The following is a 13,510-nucleotide window of genomic DNA, read 5'->3' as shown; positions in this document are numbered from 1 at the left end:
AGATGGATTTACCAGGACCGGCGTTCGCCGTTATCGATATGAATGATGCCGTTCCGATAGATCTTGAGACCGCCGACTTCGGGGCGGCCACGAAGATAGGCCATGACGCCGCGCGCGCGGGCTTTGACCCTGAAATCGATGGCGCGGCACGACAGATGCAGAGAGCGACGAGCGCCTCCTGCGCGCCAGTTGCGGCCTGAGCTTCGATGCGTGGACTCGACGCTGACGGCGCCGAACCTACTGGCGACATCTGCGACCACTTCCCGCAGGTTGCCTGGCAGGCAGTTGGTCGGCGCGCTGGCACGCAAGGTGATAGCGCCTTTCGCAACCAGGGAAGCGAAACCCGAAAGGGTTTTCGTTCCGAGGGCGCTCGCGTCGGGCAGGCTGCCGGTCGTGACCGGATCGGTAATCCGGTCATTGGAGGGAAGGCTGCTGTACTCCACCTTGGGAGGGGCCTTCGAATGAACTCTGGGAGGAGCCTTGGTTCTAGCGCGTGTTCTCGGAAGAGGATCGAGAGGGGGCGAGGCATTCGCATGGGAAACCGGGATCGGGATCACGATTCCTGCAGGTTCGGTATTCGGGCTTTGTGCATTGGCCGTGGCAGCTGACAGGCCCGCAAGACAAGCGCTGGTCAAGAAGGCGAGCCAAGGTGCGCGACGAACTTTCAATTCGGTGCTCATCGGGTTCTCCCCGTTCTGAGCCCCCACATGAGGAAAGCCGCGTGGATGGTCCTCCCGACGGCAATATTGTTATTGGCCAGTAAACCGGCAGTTGCGTTTACCGCTTAGGTGCAAGTAGCTAAGCTGCTGCCTAGTAGAGGCAAGGGCATTGCAGGCGAAAACGCTAATTCAAAAGGGTTAACAGATCTGGAAGCCTTATTTTGTAAGAGTTTTAGCCTGTAAAAATTTTTATACTCTAATGTTATATGTAACAATTCTTCAGGTCTTGTAGCCACTTCCGGTGATACACATATCATGTTGTGAGCCGTAACATCGGCATCTGGAGACTGGAATGCCCGCTGTCCGTAGCGATCTGTTTGAAGCCATCAAGGCTGCCGGCCCAAGCCGGGAGGATTCCCTTGCGCGCATCACGCTCCTTGCGAAGCTGATGGACAGCGCTTTCCTCATCCCTGGTCTGAACCGCCGCATTGGTCTTGATGCCGTTATCGGCCTTGTGCCGGGCATCGGTGATGCCGTGTCGGCTGCTCTCGCCAGCTACATCATCTGGGAGGCGCGTCAGCTCGGCTTGCCGCGCTGGAAGATCGCCCGAATGGTGGGCAATGTAGCCTTCGATACCGCCATCGGCGCCATTCCACTGGCCGGTGACGTTTTTGACGTATTCTTCAAGGCCAATGAGCGTAACCTTCGCATCATCCACGAGCATCTTGGAACGCCCAAGCGCGGGCCGAAGGAGATCGATGGGACGGCCGTGCGGGTTGGGGAGCGCTGACGATGAGACGCCTGCTTTGGATTCTCGCCTGGATCGGAGTTGTACTCTGGTCGCTGTTCGCCTGGGGAGCCTATGGGCTTCTCGACATCTTCGGGGATGTGGCCGTCCGTAACGCAGATATCGTGAGCGACCACCCCGAGACCGTCGAGTGGCTGTCATGGAGTCTTGCGGTGCTGAGAAGCCTCGGGCTTGGAGCGATCGTGTTTGTGTGGGGCGCGGTGTCCCTGCTGATCCTCGCTGTTCCGGCAGTGATCGGGTTCGTTCTTCCACGTGCACGTCCAGAGGAGCGGGTCTTCCCTTCGCAAGGCCCTCGCGGAGGGGCGGGCGGATATCCGCCCGGATCCGCAGTGCCGCCTCGCCGGATCGAACGGCATTGACAGCAAAGAAGAAAAAAGCGCGGCTTGTACCGCGCTTTTTCTTTATCGATGACTCGAGATGAATTGCTTGAAGCGCTCAGACTTCGGAGCGCCAAACACCTCGGCTGGCGGCCCCTCTTCTTCCACCAAGCCCTTATGGAGAAACACCACGCGGTTCGACACGTCGCGGGCAAAGCCCATCTCGTGCGTCACCACCAGCATGGTGCGGCCTTCTTCAGCGAGCGAGCGCATCACGCGCAGCACCTCACCCACAAGTTCGGGATCGAGTGCGGAGGTAGGTTCGTCGAAGAGCATCACATCCGGGCGCATGGCAAGGGCACGTGCAATGGCTGCACGCTGCTGCTGGCCGCCGGAGAGGTGTGAAGGATACTGATTGCGCTTGTCGACAATCCCGACCTTCGCAAGCAATTCTTCTGCTTCTGCGATGCATTCCGCCTTCGGGCGCTTCTGCACATGCACAGGCGCTTCGATCACGTTCTCCAGAATGGTCATGTGAGACCAGAGATTGAAGCTCTGGAATACCATGGCGACACGCGAGCGGATGCGGTCCACCTGGCGCTGATCCGCCGGCATCATGCCCTTGCGGCTTTGCTTCAGCTTGATCGTTTCGCCGCCGATGGTGACGTCGCCGCCGTCGGGCACCTCAAGCATGTTGATGCAGCGAAGCATCGTCGACTTGCCGGATCCTGAAGCGCCGAGGATCGAGATCACATCTCCCTCGTTGGCTTTCAGGGAAATGCCTTTGAGAACTTCGAGGGATCCGAAGCTCTTGCGCAGGTTCGCGACCGAAACCGCAGGAACAGTCTGGGAAGACAAGGATGCAACTCCGTTAGACATGCGCGGCCTCCAGGCGCGGCTCGATAGCCGGCGGGCGGCGCAGATGAGGCGACAGCCACCATTCGATGGCCATGATGATCCGCGTGATGAGGAAGTTCAGGACGAGGTAGATCGCTCCGGCCACGATGAACACCTCTATGGCGCGGAAGGTCTGAGAGATCATCTTGGCGGCAAGGCCTGTGACCTCCATCATGGTGATGACGGAGGCAAGCGATGTCGCCTTCACCATCAGGATGACTTCGCTGCCGTAGGCGGGGAGGGCCTGTCGCACCGCAATCGGGAAGGTGATGCGGCGGAAGAGAAGGAAACCTGACATGCCGCAGGCGCGTGCTGCTTCAACCTGATGATGAGGAACCGATTGCAGCCCGCCGCGAATGATCTCGCTGCCGTAAGCCGCCGTGTTCATGGTCAGCGCAAGAACCGCGCACCAATACGGCTCGCGGAAGAAGCCCCACAATCCCAGGGCATCCAGTGTCGGACGAAACTGGCCGAGACCGTAATAGATCAGGAAGATCTGCACGAGCAGCGGCGTGCCGCGGAACACGAACACGTAAGCCTGAGCGGGCCAGTCGAAGACCTTGAGGTTCGACATGCGCATGAGCGCAAGCAGCATCGCGAAGATCGCACCGAACGCAATCGACGTGAAGGCCAGATTGAGCGTAAGTGGAACACCGGAAATGAGACGCAGGAAAGCTTCCTGCATGAAGGCGAAATCCATCAGGAAGCCCTCCGCATGCCGCGCATCGAATGTGTCTCCGCACGCTGGAACAGGTAGGTCGAAACCCAGGTGATCAGGAGATAAAGGATCGCGGCCGTGATGTAGAAGTCGAACGGACGGCGCGTCGAGCCTGCTGCAACCTGCGACTGACGTAGAAGTTCGACGAGACCCGTCACCGAGATCAGCGCAGATTCCTTCAGCACCAGCTGCCATGTATTGCCGAGGCCGGGAATGGCATAACGCAGCACCTGCGGTGCGATGATGCGGCGGAACATCAGCCAGCGATGCATGCCGACCGAGCGCGCAGCCTCCAGCTCGCCACGGCTCACCACCTGATAGGCTCCGCGAAACACTTCAGCCTGATAGGCGCCGGAGATGATGCCGATGGCCATGGCGCCTGTGATAAAAGCCGGAACGCCGATGAAGCCTTCGGCGCCGAACAGGCTGCCGATGGCGCCGAGCGCCGCGCTGCCGCCGAAATAGAACAGATAAATCACGAGAAGGTCGGGGATACCGCGCAGGACGGTCGTGTAACCGTCGGCGAGCCAGCGAACCGGCGTATTGCCGCCGATCTTACCCCAGGCCACGAAAGTTCCGACTACGGACCCTGCGAGGAAACCACAGGTGGCGACGGCAATCGTCATGCCCGCCGCCGTCAGAAGAGCCCATCCCCATCCATTGGGGCCGAACCCGATGAGTTCGAAATAGCTCAGTTGCTGCACGCGTTTCTACTTTCCTGAATATGCTCCGCCCCGCGTCAGGCGCGGGGCGAGGCGTCATCTTTACACTCGGCGCAAGTCTGCGCCGACCTTGCGGGCCCTTGTCAGGTCTGAGGGGCCATGTCGATCTTGAACCACTTCTCCGTGAGCTTCTTCACGGTGCCATCGTCGATAGCAGCCTGAATCGCCTTGTCGAACATGCCCTTCAACTCGGCATCGTCCTTACGCAGGCCGACCGCCACGCCGCGGCCGAGCACGTCGCCGTCCACCGCGCCACCGACGATCTGCATGTCCTTGAATTCCGGCTTCTCGGTCGAGGCCTTCAGCGAGGAATGCGCCGCGAAGATCGCATCGATGCGGCCCGCAGCGAGGTCGAGGTCGTGCTGTTCCGTGGTCTTGTATTCACGGATGGTGATCGTGTCCTTCAGGTACTTCTCGAGGAATGCCCCATTCACGGTCGAGCTCTGCGTGCCTACGGTCTTACCCTTCAGCAGTGGCTTCCATTCCTCGATCATCGCCTTGGCAGCGTCAGCATCTTTTTCGAGGTTGATGCGCTTGCCTTGGCCCGCGAGTTTGGCCAGCGGAGAATCCTTCAGAACGCCCCAGCCATGGGAGCCGGTGGCGTAGGGGCGGGAAAAGTTAATGGCCTCGAGGCGCTTCGGCGTGATGTTCATGCCGGCCATGATGGCGTCGTACTTCTTGGCATTGAGGGCGGGGATGATGCCGTCCCAGTCCTGGGATACGATCTCGCACTTCACCTTCATGCGGACGCACAGGTCGTTGGCCAGATCGATCTCGAACCCTTCCAGCTTGCCGCCGGCGCCGGTGAAGTTCCAGGGAGCGTAGGCGCCTTCCGTGGCGATCTTAATGGTCTTCTCCTGAGCCGAGGCCGCGCCCATGGCGAGGGCGGAGGCCAGCAGGCTCAATCCTAATGTTTTCAATAGCTTCATCGTCGTTCCCTTGATCAGCTTGAGCTGAATCTTATCCGGGTGGAGTCTTCCGCCCGCCGGATCAAAGCTAACATTCAAATGCCGAGCCAGCGCAAGCCCATTTCATTGCGAACACAGGGCTCAAAATGATGTTTTGCGTCGCATTCTGCCTGTTTTCATACAAAAAGGCGCGGCAGAAGCCGCGCCTTGAAGGATTCCAGAGCTGGGGATCAGCTGCGGGGGGTCAGGTCGATCTTGAACCACTTCTCGGTAAGCTTCTTGATCGTGCCATCCGCCTTAGCGGCCTGGATCGCATCTTCGAAGCCCTTCTTCAGCTCCGTCTCGCCTTTGCGCATGCCGACACCGACGCCGGCACCGAGCAGACCGCCGGTGATGGACGGGCCGACCATGACGTAGTCCTTGAACTCGGGCTTATCGAGGGTGCCGATGATGGCGGTGGCATCCGCCAGAACGATGTCGATTCGGCCAGCCGCGAGGTCGAGGTCGTGGGCCTCGGTCGTCTTGTACTCACGGATCTCGGCCGTGCCCTTCAGGTACTTGTCGGCGAAGTTCGCGTGGATGGTCGAACCCTGTACGCCGACGGTCTTGCCCTTCAGCAGCGGCTTGTAGGCCTCGATTGCCTTCTCGGCGGCGGCCTGCTGGGTGCCGAGGTTGTAGGCCTCACCCGTGCCCGGAATCTTGGCGAGGGGCGAGTTCTTCTCCACGAGGAAGCCGTTCGGGGAGTTGGCATAAGGACCAGCGAAGTCGATGGTCTTCTGGCGCTCCTCGGTGATGCTCATGCCGGCCATGATGGCGTCGTACTTCTTGGCGGTGAGGCCCGGAATGATGCCGTCCCAGTCCTGTGCGACGATCTCGCACTTCACCTTCATGCGGGCGCACAGGTCGTTGGCGAGGTCGATCTCGAAACCTTCCAGCTTGCCGCCGGCGCCGGTGAAGTTCCAGGGGGCATAGGCGCCTTCCGTGGCGATCTTAATGGTCTTTTCCTGGGCCGAGGCAGCGCCCATCGCAAGGGCAGTGCCGAGAATGGCGAGGCTGGCAGTCTTCAGAAATTTCATAGTCGTTCCCTTAGCTTAGCGGCTCAGGTGGACCGGAGCCTATCTTACTCGCGGCCCTTTGGCCGCGCCGTGACGCAGTAACGGCCAATCTCCAAAAAAAGGCAAGGGCCGCCAAAGTCCCTTACACAACCCGCAGGCTGATCTCTCCAAGACCCTCGATGGCTCCTACCATCGTTTGGCCCTGAGTGACGGCTCCCACGCCTTCTGGGGTTCCGGCAAAGATCACGTCGCCGGGAGCGAGTTCGAAATAAGAGGAGAGATAGGAGATCTGCTCGGCGACGGACCAGATCATGTCCGAAAGGTCCGCCTTCTGCTTCATCGTGCCGTCAATGGACAGCGAAATGACGCCCTTGTGCGGATGGCCGACCTTCGAGGCCGGATGGATTGGGCCGACGGGGCCTGAGTAATCTCCAGCCTTGCCGAGTTCCCAGGGGCGGCGCAGTTGCTTGGCATCGTCCTGCAGGTCGCGGCGGGTCATGTCGAGGCCGATGGCATAGCCGAACACGTGGTCCAGTGCCTCGGCAACAGGAATGTCCTTGCCGCCCTTTGCGAGGGTAACCACCAGTTCGATCTCGAAATGATAGTTCTGGGTTTTGGGCGGGTAGGGGTGGTCGACGGTCTGGCCATCCGTGACAACCTGGAGAGCATCGGCCGGCTTCATGAAAAAGAACGGCGGCTCGCGGGTCGGGTCTCCGCCCATTTCCCGTGCATGGGCAGCATAGTTGCGACCGACGCAATAAACGCGCCGCACGGGGAAGAGATCGCCGGTGCCGACGACTGGAAGAGCGTGGACCGGGGGAGTGGGGATGACATAGGCCATGATGGTTCGCGAGAGCCTTCTGGTGAAAGGGCGGGGTCGTGTTCTCCCTTCCTACACCTTGCGGTTCTCACGACAAGACGTCATGAACGAGGGCTCCACACGAGGAATGACGATGACGGCACTCGGCAGCTCTGGCACGGCTCTCATTGACGCTCTCAAAGCGAGGCTCGGCGAATCCTATGTGCTGACGGCGGCAGGAGACATCGAGGGGCATATCACGGAGGCGCGAGGACTTTATCGAGGCGAAGCCCTGGCGGTGGTGCGGCCCAAGAACCGTGACGAAGTTGCTTTCGTCCTGCAGGAGTGTGCGAAAGCCGGCGTGCCGGTCGTGCCGCAGGGCGGCAATACGGGCCTTGTCGGCGGCGGCGTTCCTTATGGAGGCGTAGTGGTGTCGCTCACACGTCTCGACGGCATTCGCGAGATAGATCCGGTCAATGCCACGATCACGGTCGAGGCCGGTTGCATTTTGAAAACGGTGCAGGATGCGGCAAGCGATGCCGGGTATCTCTTTCCTCTGTCGCTGGCCTCGGAAGGATCGTGCCGCATCGGCGGCAATCTCGCCACCAACGCGGGCGGCACTGCCGTTCTGCGTTACGGTAACATGCGCGAGCTCACCCTCGGCCTCGAAGTAGTGCTGGCCGACGGCCGCATCTGGGATGGGCTGAAAGGGCTGCGCAAGGACAATACGGGCTATGATCTCAAGGATCTGTTCATCGGATCTGAGGGGACGCTCGGCATCATCACGGCAGCGGTGCTGAGGCTCTTTCCAAAGCCGCATGCCCGCGTCACCGCCTTTATCGGATGCGAGTCACCTTATGATGCGCTGAAGGTGTTTCAGCGCTTGCGCGAAGCTGCGGGCGATCAGCTCACGGCCTTCGAATACATACCGGAATTCGGCATCGAGATTGTGCTCAAGCACATGCCCGGTTCGGTGCGCCCCCTGGCCGAGAGGCATAATTCCTACGCTCTGATCGAACTTTCTTCGCCGCAGAAGGATGCCGATCTGCAGAGCCAGCTCGAGGCTGTGCTCGGCGAGGCCTTCGAGGAGGGACTGGTGCAGGATGCCGTGTTTGGATCGAGCGAGACACAGAGCCAGGCGCTGTGGGGATTGCGCGAGCATCTCTCCGAGGTGCAGCGCATGGAAGGCGGTTCGATCAAGCACGATGTTTCGGTGCCGGTTTCACGCGTTGCCGAATTCATCGATGTCGCGACGAAAGCCTGCGAGGCGGAAATGCCCGGTGTACGCGTGTGCGCCTTCGGTCATTTCGGAGACGGCAACATCCACTTCAACCTCACCCAACCCGTCGGCATGGATAAGGCCGAGTATCTCGGCCAGTGGGAGCGCTTCAACCGGATCGTGCACGATATCGTGCACGGCATGAACGGCTCGATCTCAGCCGAGCATGGCGTGGGGCTCATCAAGCGCGATGAGTTGATGCTCTATAAGGACGCGGTGGCGCTCGATCTCATGCGCAGCCTCAAACGCGCTCTCGATCCTCAAAACATTCTCAACCCAGGCAAGGTTGTGTCCATTGGAGACAACGCGCCTGCGGCCCTGCCGAAGTAAATCGCTCAACGAGGTATCTCATGAAAAGCATCGATCTTCTCACCTTCGGCGAGCCGATGATGGAATTCGCGGAGGTGCAGCGCAATGGCGAGCGCCTCTATCTGCCAGGCTTTGGAGGGGACGTCTCCAACACAGCCGTTGCAGCAGCGCGCCAGGGCGCGAAAGTCGCAATCTTCACGGCTCTCGGGCGCGACTTCTTCGGGCAGGACTTCCTCGATCTCTGGCATCGCGAAGGCATCGATTGCTCTTCCGTCATCCTGCGCAAGGACGGCAGAACGGGAGCCTATTTCATCAGCTATGGCGCGGAGGGGCATGTCTTCTCCTATGCCCGCGCGGGATCGGCTGCGAGCCTGATCATGACGGATGAATTGCCTCTTATCCAGATCGCGTCCGCACATGTTCTTCACGCGTCTGGCATCACGCAGGCGATTTCGGAAACCTGCACCGACGCCGTGTTCGCCGCGATTCATCACGCGAAGGCAAACGGTACCGTTGTCAGCTATGACACGAACCTGCGCTTGAAATTGTGGCCGCTGGAGCGTGCCCGGGCCATCATCCACGGTGCAGCTGCGATGTCGGATATTCTTTTGCCTGGGCTCGACGATGCCCGTCAGCTCACAGGGCTGGAGAGCCCGGAGGAGATCTGCGCGTTCTATCTCAACCTCGGCTGCGGCGTGGTTGCGCTGACCATGGGCAAGAACGGAACAATGGTTTCGACGAAGGAGCGGCTCGAAGTCATAGCAGCCAAGCCTGTCGAAGCAGTTGATGCGACCGGCGCGGGCGATACGTTCGACGGCGCATTCATCGCTGAATGGATCGTGCATCGCGATCCGTTCCGGGCTGCGGCTTATGCCAACGCTGCTGCGGCCTTGTCGACTTTGGGCCATGGGGCAGTCGCGCCCATTCCTCAGCGCGCCAAGGTCGAGAGCTTCCTCCAAAGCGCATGAAAACGGCGGGCTGAGGGCCCGCCGCAATCATCGAAGTCCTGTAGATTTGCTTAGCGGCTGCGCGCCGCCGTGCCACCGGGAAGGCGGCGGGTTTCTGCAAGGTGATGCTCGATGTGAGGCACCACGGAAGCTGCAAACTGGCGAAGCGACGGATCGCCGCCAGCCTGAGCATAGGATGCATGCAGGTTCAGCGCTTCCTGGTGAGCCATGCGCTGATACTGACCGTAGAGACGATCGAACTGCGGGCCGGATGCCGAGGCAAGCTCGTTCAGCATTGCCGTCTTTTCAGGGCTGAGCGGGACGCCGAGACGAATTGGCGTCACCGAGCCGGTGGACTGCACGTCTGCAGCGCCTGCGGCTGCGCCTGTCGTTGCACCGACACCCGCGCCGACTGCTGCGCCGACCGGGCCGCCGACAAGAGCGCCGACGCCCGCACCCGTCAGGGCGCCTGCTGTCGTGCCGCCGGCCGCATTCGGAGAGGCTGCGGCCGCGCCGGCCGTCGCGCCAGCCGTTGCGCCGACGCCCGCACCTACCGCGGCGCCGACAGGACCGCCGATCAGAGCACCGATGCCGGCGCCTGCCAGCGTGCCGCCCACGGAGCCGGGAATGAAATCACCGGATGCGGAGTAAACTGCACGGCCACCATTGAGAGCCTGGCTGGTCACGCCGTGATCGCGGATCATGTCCTGAGCAAAGCGCCGCACATTGGGGTTGCGCGAGCGCTGGAGGGCAAGCTGGCTCGATGCGATTTCGAAAGCATCGGACTGAGCTGCCATCGTGCGATAGGTTTGGCTGTCCATCACCGTCTGGGCAAAGGCCGGTGCGGAGATCGATGCAAGCAAAGCCGCGAGAACAACATGTTTCTTCATCTGTGAACTCCTGTTTGAGGGAGCGCAGGACACCGCGCGAAGCCCGCGAGGCTTGCATTACTCTTGGGTGTGGCTGCTGCACCCCTTCAACGAAGAGGCGTTTAGGCGGTTCCAGAAAAGCAGAAGATATGACTGCGCTAAATAAGCTGCCGAGCTTCTGATGCTTTAAATCCAAGCATTTCCTGAAATGCGCTCAGTCATCGCTCGGCAATGCTTCAAGGCAATTCTTGCGATTTGCGGATTTGCGCGAGGGATAGCATGCCCATGCCGCCGACCGTGCCGTCAGGCTTCAAGCCTCGCAGCTCGGCCTTGAGCAGGAAACCGGTTTCATCGCGGTCGATGGTGAAGAGATGATAGCCGGCCTTGTGCGTGAGCGTGCCGCTGCGCGCCGAAGCGGATGGCGCGCCGATGACGGGAACAGGTCCGCGCGGGCCGTCGAGATGCGCGAGCGAGCCCACATGGTTGTGGCCGTGGAGAATGAGCTCCGCGCCCACCCGTTTGATCATGCCCTCGAAACGCTTGGCATCGGTAAGGTTGCGCCCTGGTTCGGCGCCTCCGATATGCGGCGGGTGGTGAATGAGAATGATGCGGAAGCAGGACGGATCGCGTCCGAGTTCCCGGAGCATGTCCTCCGTGTCCTTCGTCTGCTGCGAACCCACCCGTCCGCTGGCTACGAAGGGGAGGGTGGGAATGGCGGAGGAGAGGCCAATGATGGCGATCTGCCCGTAACGGCGAAGGTAGGGGAAGACTCCTTCGCGCCCGTTGTCGCCGCGTGTCCAGGGCGAGATTTTCTTGAGCAGGCCTTCGAGGGAACCGCGCACATAGGCGTCGTGGTTGCCGGGCACGAAGGTGACGCGCGCCGGGTCCCCGAGGCTCTTCATGAAGATGCGCGACGTCTCCCATTCGTCGGGAAGGCCGATGTTGCACGTGTCCCCCGTGCAGGTGATGTGATCGGGGTTCTGCGCGTGGATGTCCGCGACGAGTTCCGCGAGCAGCTCCATGTCGTGCAGGTCCTGCCGGCTGCGGTGCCAGTTGTACCAGCCCGTCAGGCGCTTGCTGAGAAGCTGCTTCAGGCGGGGCTTGGGGAGGGGCCCCACATGAGGATCCGTGAGATGGGCGATGCGAAACATGACGGCCTAACTGAGATGAGGGGACGAGAGTTCGCCCGGCCAGGACGCGGCGTCAAGATTGGCGGTAAGATGCAGATGGAAAGCAGGAAGCTGCGAGGCCTGTCATGGGCGTGGCAGGCTCACTAGGCCTGCCGGGCCGAATGGTCAGGAAGGTCGGGCTTGGGGGCGAAGGCGGCGCGAAATGTCGGGCCTTGAGTCTTCTTCGCCGGGAACGGCGAGCGCGATAAAACTCGCGCTCCATCCGTTCAGGCAGGATTTCATCTCCGGCTTCTGCTTGAGGACAGGCCTCAGGAGGAGCGACGGAGGGAGCCAGGCGAAGGCCGCTTGGTCTCGATGGGCTGCGGATGCAGGCTTAGTACTGGGCGCCCGGGATCAGCGTCGAGTAGATCGTGCGATCCTCGAGGTTGAGGGCCGGAGACCAGGAAAAGCGAGCAGCGCGGTTGATACGGGAGAGGATCAGCGAGAGAAACATTGGAACACCTTTGGTTGACGCCGTATTAGACCTTAGTCGGAGGCGGGTCACGCGCTATTCGTATGGATCAGCTATGCATGGGACGAATGTCTCTGTTCATCTTCCCGTAATCTTGTTGTGATGGACTCAGCCAATGTCCGACACCGTGCCTTCGAGAAAGTCCACCCGTCTCGTGACGTGGGGTCTCCATACCTATTGGCGTTTCGCCAGGGGCATGACCCTGGGGGTCCGGGCCGTGGTGCTCGATGATCAGGGTCGGGTCTTCCTCATCCGCCATACCTATGTGCCCGGCTGGCACCTGCCCGGAGGCGGGGTCGAGACAGGGGAGACGGCCCTCGATGCCCTGACCCGTGAGCTGGGTGAGGAGGCCTGCATCGCCATCGACGAACCGCCCTCCCTGTTCGGCGTGTTCTTCAACCGGCAAGCCTCCCGGCGCGATCACGTGCTCGTCTATGTCATCCGCCGCTTCACGGTGCTGGAGGAAAAGCAGCCTGATCGCGAGATCGCGGAGGCCGGTTTCTTTCCCCTCGACAAGCTGCCCGAGGGCACGACCCGGGCCACCCGTCGCCGCCTCGCCGAAATTCTCGAAGGACAGCCGCTCTCGGCCACATGGTAGAAGAGTAGGGTTTGCGCCGCGTCCTTGAGGCTGCTATGGCCAGCGCATTCGAGGAAACGCAAGCGGCCATGAGCATCATCCGGATTCAGCGACGACGACACGGCTGACTTTATCGTCCAGCCGCCTTCGATGCCGTCCTGCTATTTCGAGTCCGTTCATGACCGAGCTTTCCCTGATCATCCGTTCCGAGCAGCCTATCGATGCGGAGGCCATCGAGCGCCTCCATGAGCGCGCCTTCGGCCCCGGCCGCTTTGCGCGCACCGCCTCCCGCCTGCGGGAGGGAGCCGGTCATCTGCTCGAGCTCTCTTTCACCGCCATGGTCGGCACCCTGCTGGTCGGCTCCGTGCGCCTGACGCCGGTGAGGGCGGGCGAGGTGCCTGCCCTGATGCTGGGCCCGTTGACCGTCGAGCCCGCTTTCGAGAACCGCGGCATCGGCGCAGCCCTCATGAGCCGCTCGCTCGATGCGGCTAGGGCCAAGGGGCACACGCTGGTGCTGCTCGTAGGCGACGAGCCCTATTACAGCCGCTTCCGCTTCAAGCGTGTTCCGCCGCAGGCCCTGCAATTGCCGGGTCCGGTCAATCCGATGCGCTTCCTCGCCCTGGAACTGGAGGAGGGGGCGTTGGCCCGCGCCAAGGGAATCGTCACGCCTCTGCCGAAAGAGGGCTGAGGTCTGTCTTAAGCGGATCGCGCTGCCGGCAGACTGGCAAGATATCAAAGAGCATGCGGGAATGGCCTCGCGAGCTTGTTGCTCCGAGGTTTGGGGTCGAGGGAGGGCGCGAGGAGGCGTCCGGCTCGTTGATTGAGTGTGTGAAGAACCCGACGGCTCCTCGCGCACGGTTTGTTTAGGCGGACACCGCATCTTGCAGCGATGGGCCTCCCGTCACAGGCGTGCGAGGCCTGCACAGGACCGTTCCGGCTCCCGTCATTCACGACGCCTCGCGAGCGCGCCCCTCCTGGAGCCGGATGCCCACAGCTATAGCCCAG

The 13,510-nt window shown here is 61.4% G+C and carries 15 protein-coding genes; 6 read left to right on the top strand and 9 right to left on the bottom strand.

Going from position 1 to position 13,510, the window contains the following annotated elements; translation table 11 throughout:
• Positions 1-8 precede the first annotated feature (8 nt).
• The gene (locus tag BLP10_RS02850) at positions 9-680 is read right to left on the bottom strand and encodes a YcbK family protein (protein WP_091129497.1); all 672 of its coding nucleotides are present in this window, start codon (positions 678-680) and stop codon (positions 9-11) included.
• 331 nt (positions 681-1,011) lie between these two features.
• On the opposite strand from BLP10_RS02850, the gene BLP10_RS02845 reads away from it, so the two are divergent.
• Both BLP10_RS02845 and BLP10_RS02840 read left to right on the top strand, forming a co-directional pair.
• Complete coding sequence (locus tag BLP10_RS02845) at positions 1,012-1,449, top strand: DUF4112 domain-containing protein (protein WP_091129494.1); 438 nt, start codon at positions 1,012-1,014, stop codon at positions 1,447-1,449.
• Positions 1,450-1,451: 2 nt separating this feature from the next.
• Positions 1,452-1,826 (top strand): hypothetical protein, encoded by a 375-nt coding sequence (locus BLP10_RS02840; protein ID WP_091129491.1) that lies wholly within the window; start codon positions 1,452-1,454, stop codon positions 1,824-1,826.
• Between the two features lie 42 nt (positions 1,827-1,868).
• Here BLP10_RS02840 and BLP10_RS02835 read toward each other — a convergent pair whose 3' ends face one another.
• The 6 genes from BLP10_RS02835 to BLP10_RS02810 all read right to left on the bottom strand — a co-directional run bounded on the left by BLP10_RS02835 (position 1,869) and on the right by BLP10_RS02810 (position 6,925).
• Positions 1,869-2,663 (bottom strand): ABC transporter ATP-binding protein, encoded by a 795-nt coding sequence (locus BLP10_RS02835; protein WP_091129487.1) that lies wholly within the window; start codon positions 2,661-2,663, stop codon positions 1,869-1,871.
• Positions 2,656-3,381 carry an ABC transporter permease gene (locus tag BLP10_RS02830; RefSeq protein ID WP_091129484.1) on the bottom strand — a complete coding sequence of 242 codons (726 nt, stop codon included), beginning with the start codon at positions 3,379-3,381 and terminating at the stop codon, positions 2,656-2,658. Before BLP10_RS02830 ends, BLP10_RS02835 begins: the two co-directional genes overlap by 8 nt.
• The gene (locus BLP10_RS02825; protein ID WP_175493751.1) at positions 3,381-4,103 is read right to left on the bottom strand and encodes an ABC transporter permease; all 723 of its coding nucleotides are present in this window, start codon (positions 4,101-4,103) and stop codon (positions 3,381-3,383) included. Before BLP10_RS02825 ends, BLP10_RS02830 begins: the two co-directional genes overlap by 1 nt.
• 101 nt (positions 4,104-4,204) lie before the next feature.
• Positions 4,205-5,050 (bottom strand): lysine/arginine/ornithine ABC transporter substrate-binding protein, encoded by an 846-nt coding sequence (locus BLP10_RS02820; RefSeq protein ID WP_091130124.1) that lies wholly within the window; start codon positions 5,048-5,050, stop codon positions 4,205-4,207.
• A 209-nt stretch (positions 5,051-5,259) separates the two neighbouring features.
• Entirely contained in the window at positions 5,260-6,105 is an 846-nt protein-coding gene (locus BLP10_RS02815; RefSeq protein WP_091129481.1) for a lysine/arginine/ornithine ABC transporter substrate-binding protein, read from the bottom strand.
• A 121-nt stretch (positions 6,106-6,226) separates the two neighbouring features.
• On the bottom strand, positions 6,227-6,925 hold the full coding sequence (locus tag BLP10_RS02810) for a fumarylacetoacetate hydrolase family protein (RefSeq protein ID WP_091129477.1): 699 nt from the start codon (positions 6,923-6,925) through the stop codon (positions 6,227-6,229).
• Positions 6,926-7,037: 112 nt separating this feature from the next.
• Between BLP10_RS02810 and BLP10_RS02805 the strand changes: the two genes are divergently transcribed.
• Both BLP10_RS02805 and BLP10_RS02800 read left to right on the top strand, forming a co-directional pair.
• Entirely contained in the window at positions 7,038-8,492 is a 1,455-nt protein-coding gene (locus BLP10_RS02805) for an FAD-binding oxidoreductase (RefSeq protein ID WP_091130121.1), read from the top strand.
• A 20-nt stretch (positions 8,493-8,512) separates the two neighbouring features.
• Entirely contained in the window at positions 8,513-9,439 is a 927-nt protein-coding gene (locus BLP10_RS02800) for a sugar kinase (RefSeq protein ID WP_091129474.1), read from the top strand.
• Positions 9,440-9,489: 50 nt separating this feature from the next.
• On the opposite strand, the gene BLP10_RS02795 is transcribed toward BLP10_RS02800, so the two are convergent.
• Together BLP10_RS02795 and BLP10_RS02790 are read right to left on the bottom strand one after the other, a co-directional pair.
• A complete protein-coding gene (locus BLP10_RS02795; protein WP_244510359.1) occupies positions 9,490-10,308 on the bottom strand; it encodes a DUF4142 domain-containing protein in 819 nt (272 codons plus the stop codon).
• A 215-nt stretch (positions 10,309-10,523) separates the two neighbouring features.
• Complete coding sequence (locus BLP10_RS02790; RefSeq protein ID WP_091129470.1) at positions 10,524-11,438, bottom strand: metallophosphoesterase family protein; 915 nt, start codon at positions 11,436-11,438, stop codon at positions 10,524-10,526.
• A 605-nt stretch (positions 11,439-12,043) separates the two neighbouring features.
• On the opposite strand from BLP10_RS02790, the gene BLP10_RS02785 reads away from it, so the two are divergent.
• The gene (locus tag BLP10_RS02785; RefSeq protein ID WP_091129466.1) at positions 12,044-12,526 is read left to right on the top strand and encodes an NUDIX domain-containing protein; all 483 of its coding nucleotides are present in this window, start codon (positions 12,044-12,046) and stop codon (positions 12,524-12,526) included.
• Between the two features lie 157 nt (positions 12,527-12,683).
• Entirely contained in the window at positions 12,684-13,193 is a 510-nt protein-coding gene (locus tag BLP10_RS02780) for a GNAT family N-acetyltransferase (protein WP_091129462.1), read from the top strand.
• Positions 13,194-13,510: the final 317 nt, after the last annotated feature.

This window comes from Microvirga guangxiensis, from assembly GCF_900102135.1.
Classification (GTDB): Bacteria; Pseudomonadota; Alphaproteobacteria; order Rhizobiales; family Beijerinckiaceae; genus Microvirga; species Microvirga guangxiensis.
This window is presented reverse-complemented; position numbering and strand designations above follow the sequence as displayed.

What these genes read in the sequence shown, in the direction of transcription:
- BLP10_RS02850 (WP_091129497.1), bottom strand. Translation starts at nt 680, where the DNA reads ATGAGCACCGAATTGAAAGTTCGTCGCGCACCTTGGCTCGCCTTCTTG.
- BLP10_RS02845 (WP_091129494.1), top strand. Translation starts at nt 1,012, where the DNA reads ATGCCCGCTGTCCGTAGCGATCTGTTTGAAGCCATCAAGGCTGCCGGC.
- BLP10_RS02840 (WP_091129491.1), top strand. Translation starts at nt 1,452, where the DNA reads ATGAGACGCCTGCTTTGGATTCTCGCCTGGATCGGAGTTGTACTCTGG.
- BLP10_RS02835 (WP_091129487.1), bottom strand. Translation starts at nt 2,663, where the DNA reads ATGTCTAACGGAGTTGCATCCTTGTCTTCCCAGACTGTTCCTGCGGTT.
- BLP10_RS02830 (WP_091129484.1), bottom strand. Translation starts at nt 3,381, where the DNA reads ATGGATTTCGCCTTCATGCAGGAAGCTTTCCTGCGTCTCATTTCCGGT.
- BLP10_RS02820 (WP_091130124.1), bottom strand. Translation starts at nt 5,050, where the DNA reads ATGAAGCTATTGAAAACATTAGGATTGAGCCTGCTGGCCTCCGCCCTC.
- BLP10_RS02815 (WP_091129481.1), bottom strand. Translation starts at nt 6,105, where the DNA reads ATGAAATTTCTGAAGACTGCCAGCCTCGCCATTCTCGGCACTGCCCTT.
- BLP10_RS02810 (WP_091129477.1), bottom strand. Translation starts at nt 6,925, where the DNA reads ATGGCCTATGTCATCCCCACTCCCCCGGTCCACGCTCTTCCAGTCGTC.
- BLP10_RS02805 (WP_091130121.1), top strand. Translation starts at nt 7,038, where the DNA reads ATGACGGCACTCGGCAGCTCTGGCACGGCTCTCATTGACGCTCTCAAA.
- BLP10_RS02800 (WP_091129474.1), top strand. Translation starts at nt 8,513, where the DNA reads ATGAAAAGCATCGATCTTCTCACCTTCGGCGAGCCGATGATGGAATTC.
- BLP10_RS02795 (WP_244510359.1), bottom strand. Translation starts at nt 10,308, where the DNA reads ATGAAGAAACATGTTGTTCTCGCGGCTTTGCTTGCATCGATCTCCGCA.
- BLP10_RS02790 (WP_091129470.1), bottom strand. Translation starts at nt 11,438, where the DNA reads ATGTTTCGCATCGCCCATCTCACGGATCCTCATGTGGGGCCCCTCCCC.
- BLP10_RS02785 (WP_091129466.1), top strand. Translation starts at nt 12,044, where the DNA reads ATGTCCGACACCGTGCCTTCGAGAAAGTCCACCCGTCTCGTGACGTGG.
- BLP10_RS02780 (WP_091129462.1), top strand. Translation starts at nt 12,684, where the DNA reads ATGACCGAGCTTTCCCTGATCATCCGTTCCGAGCAGCCTATCGATGCG.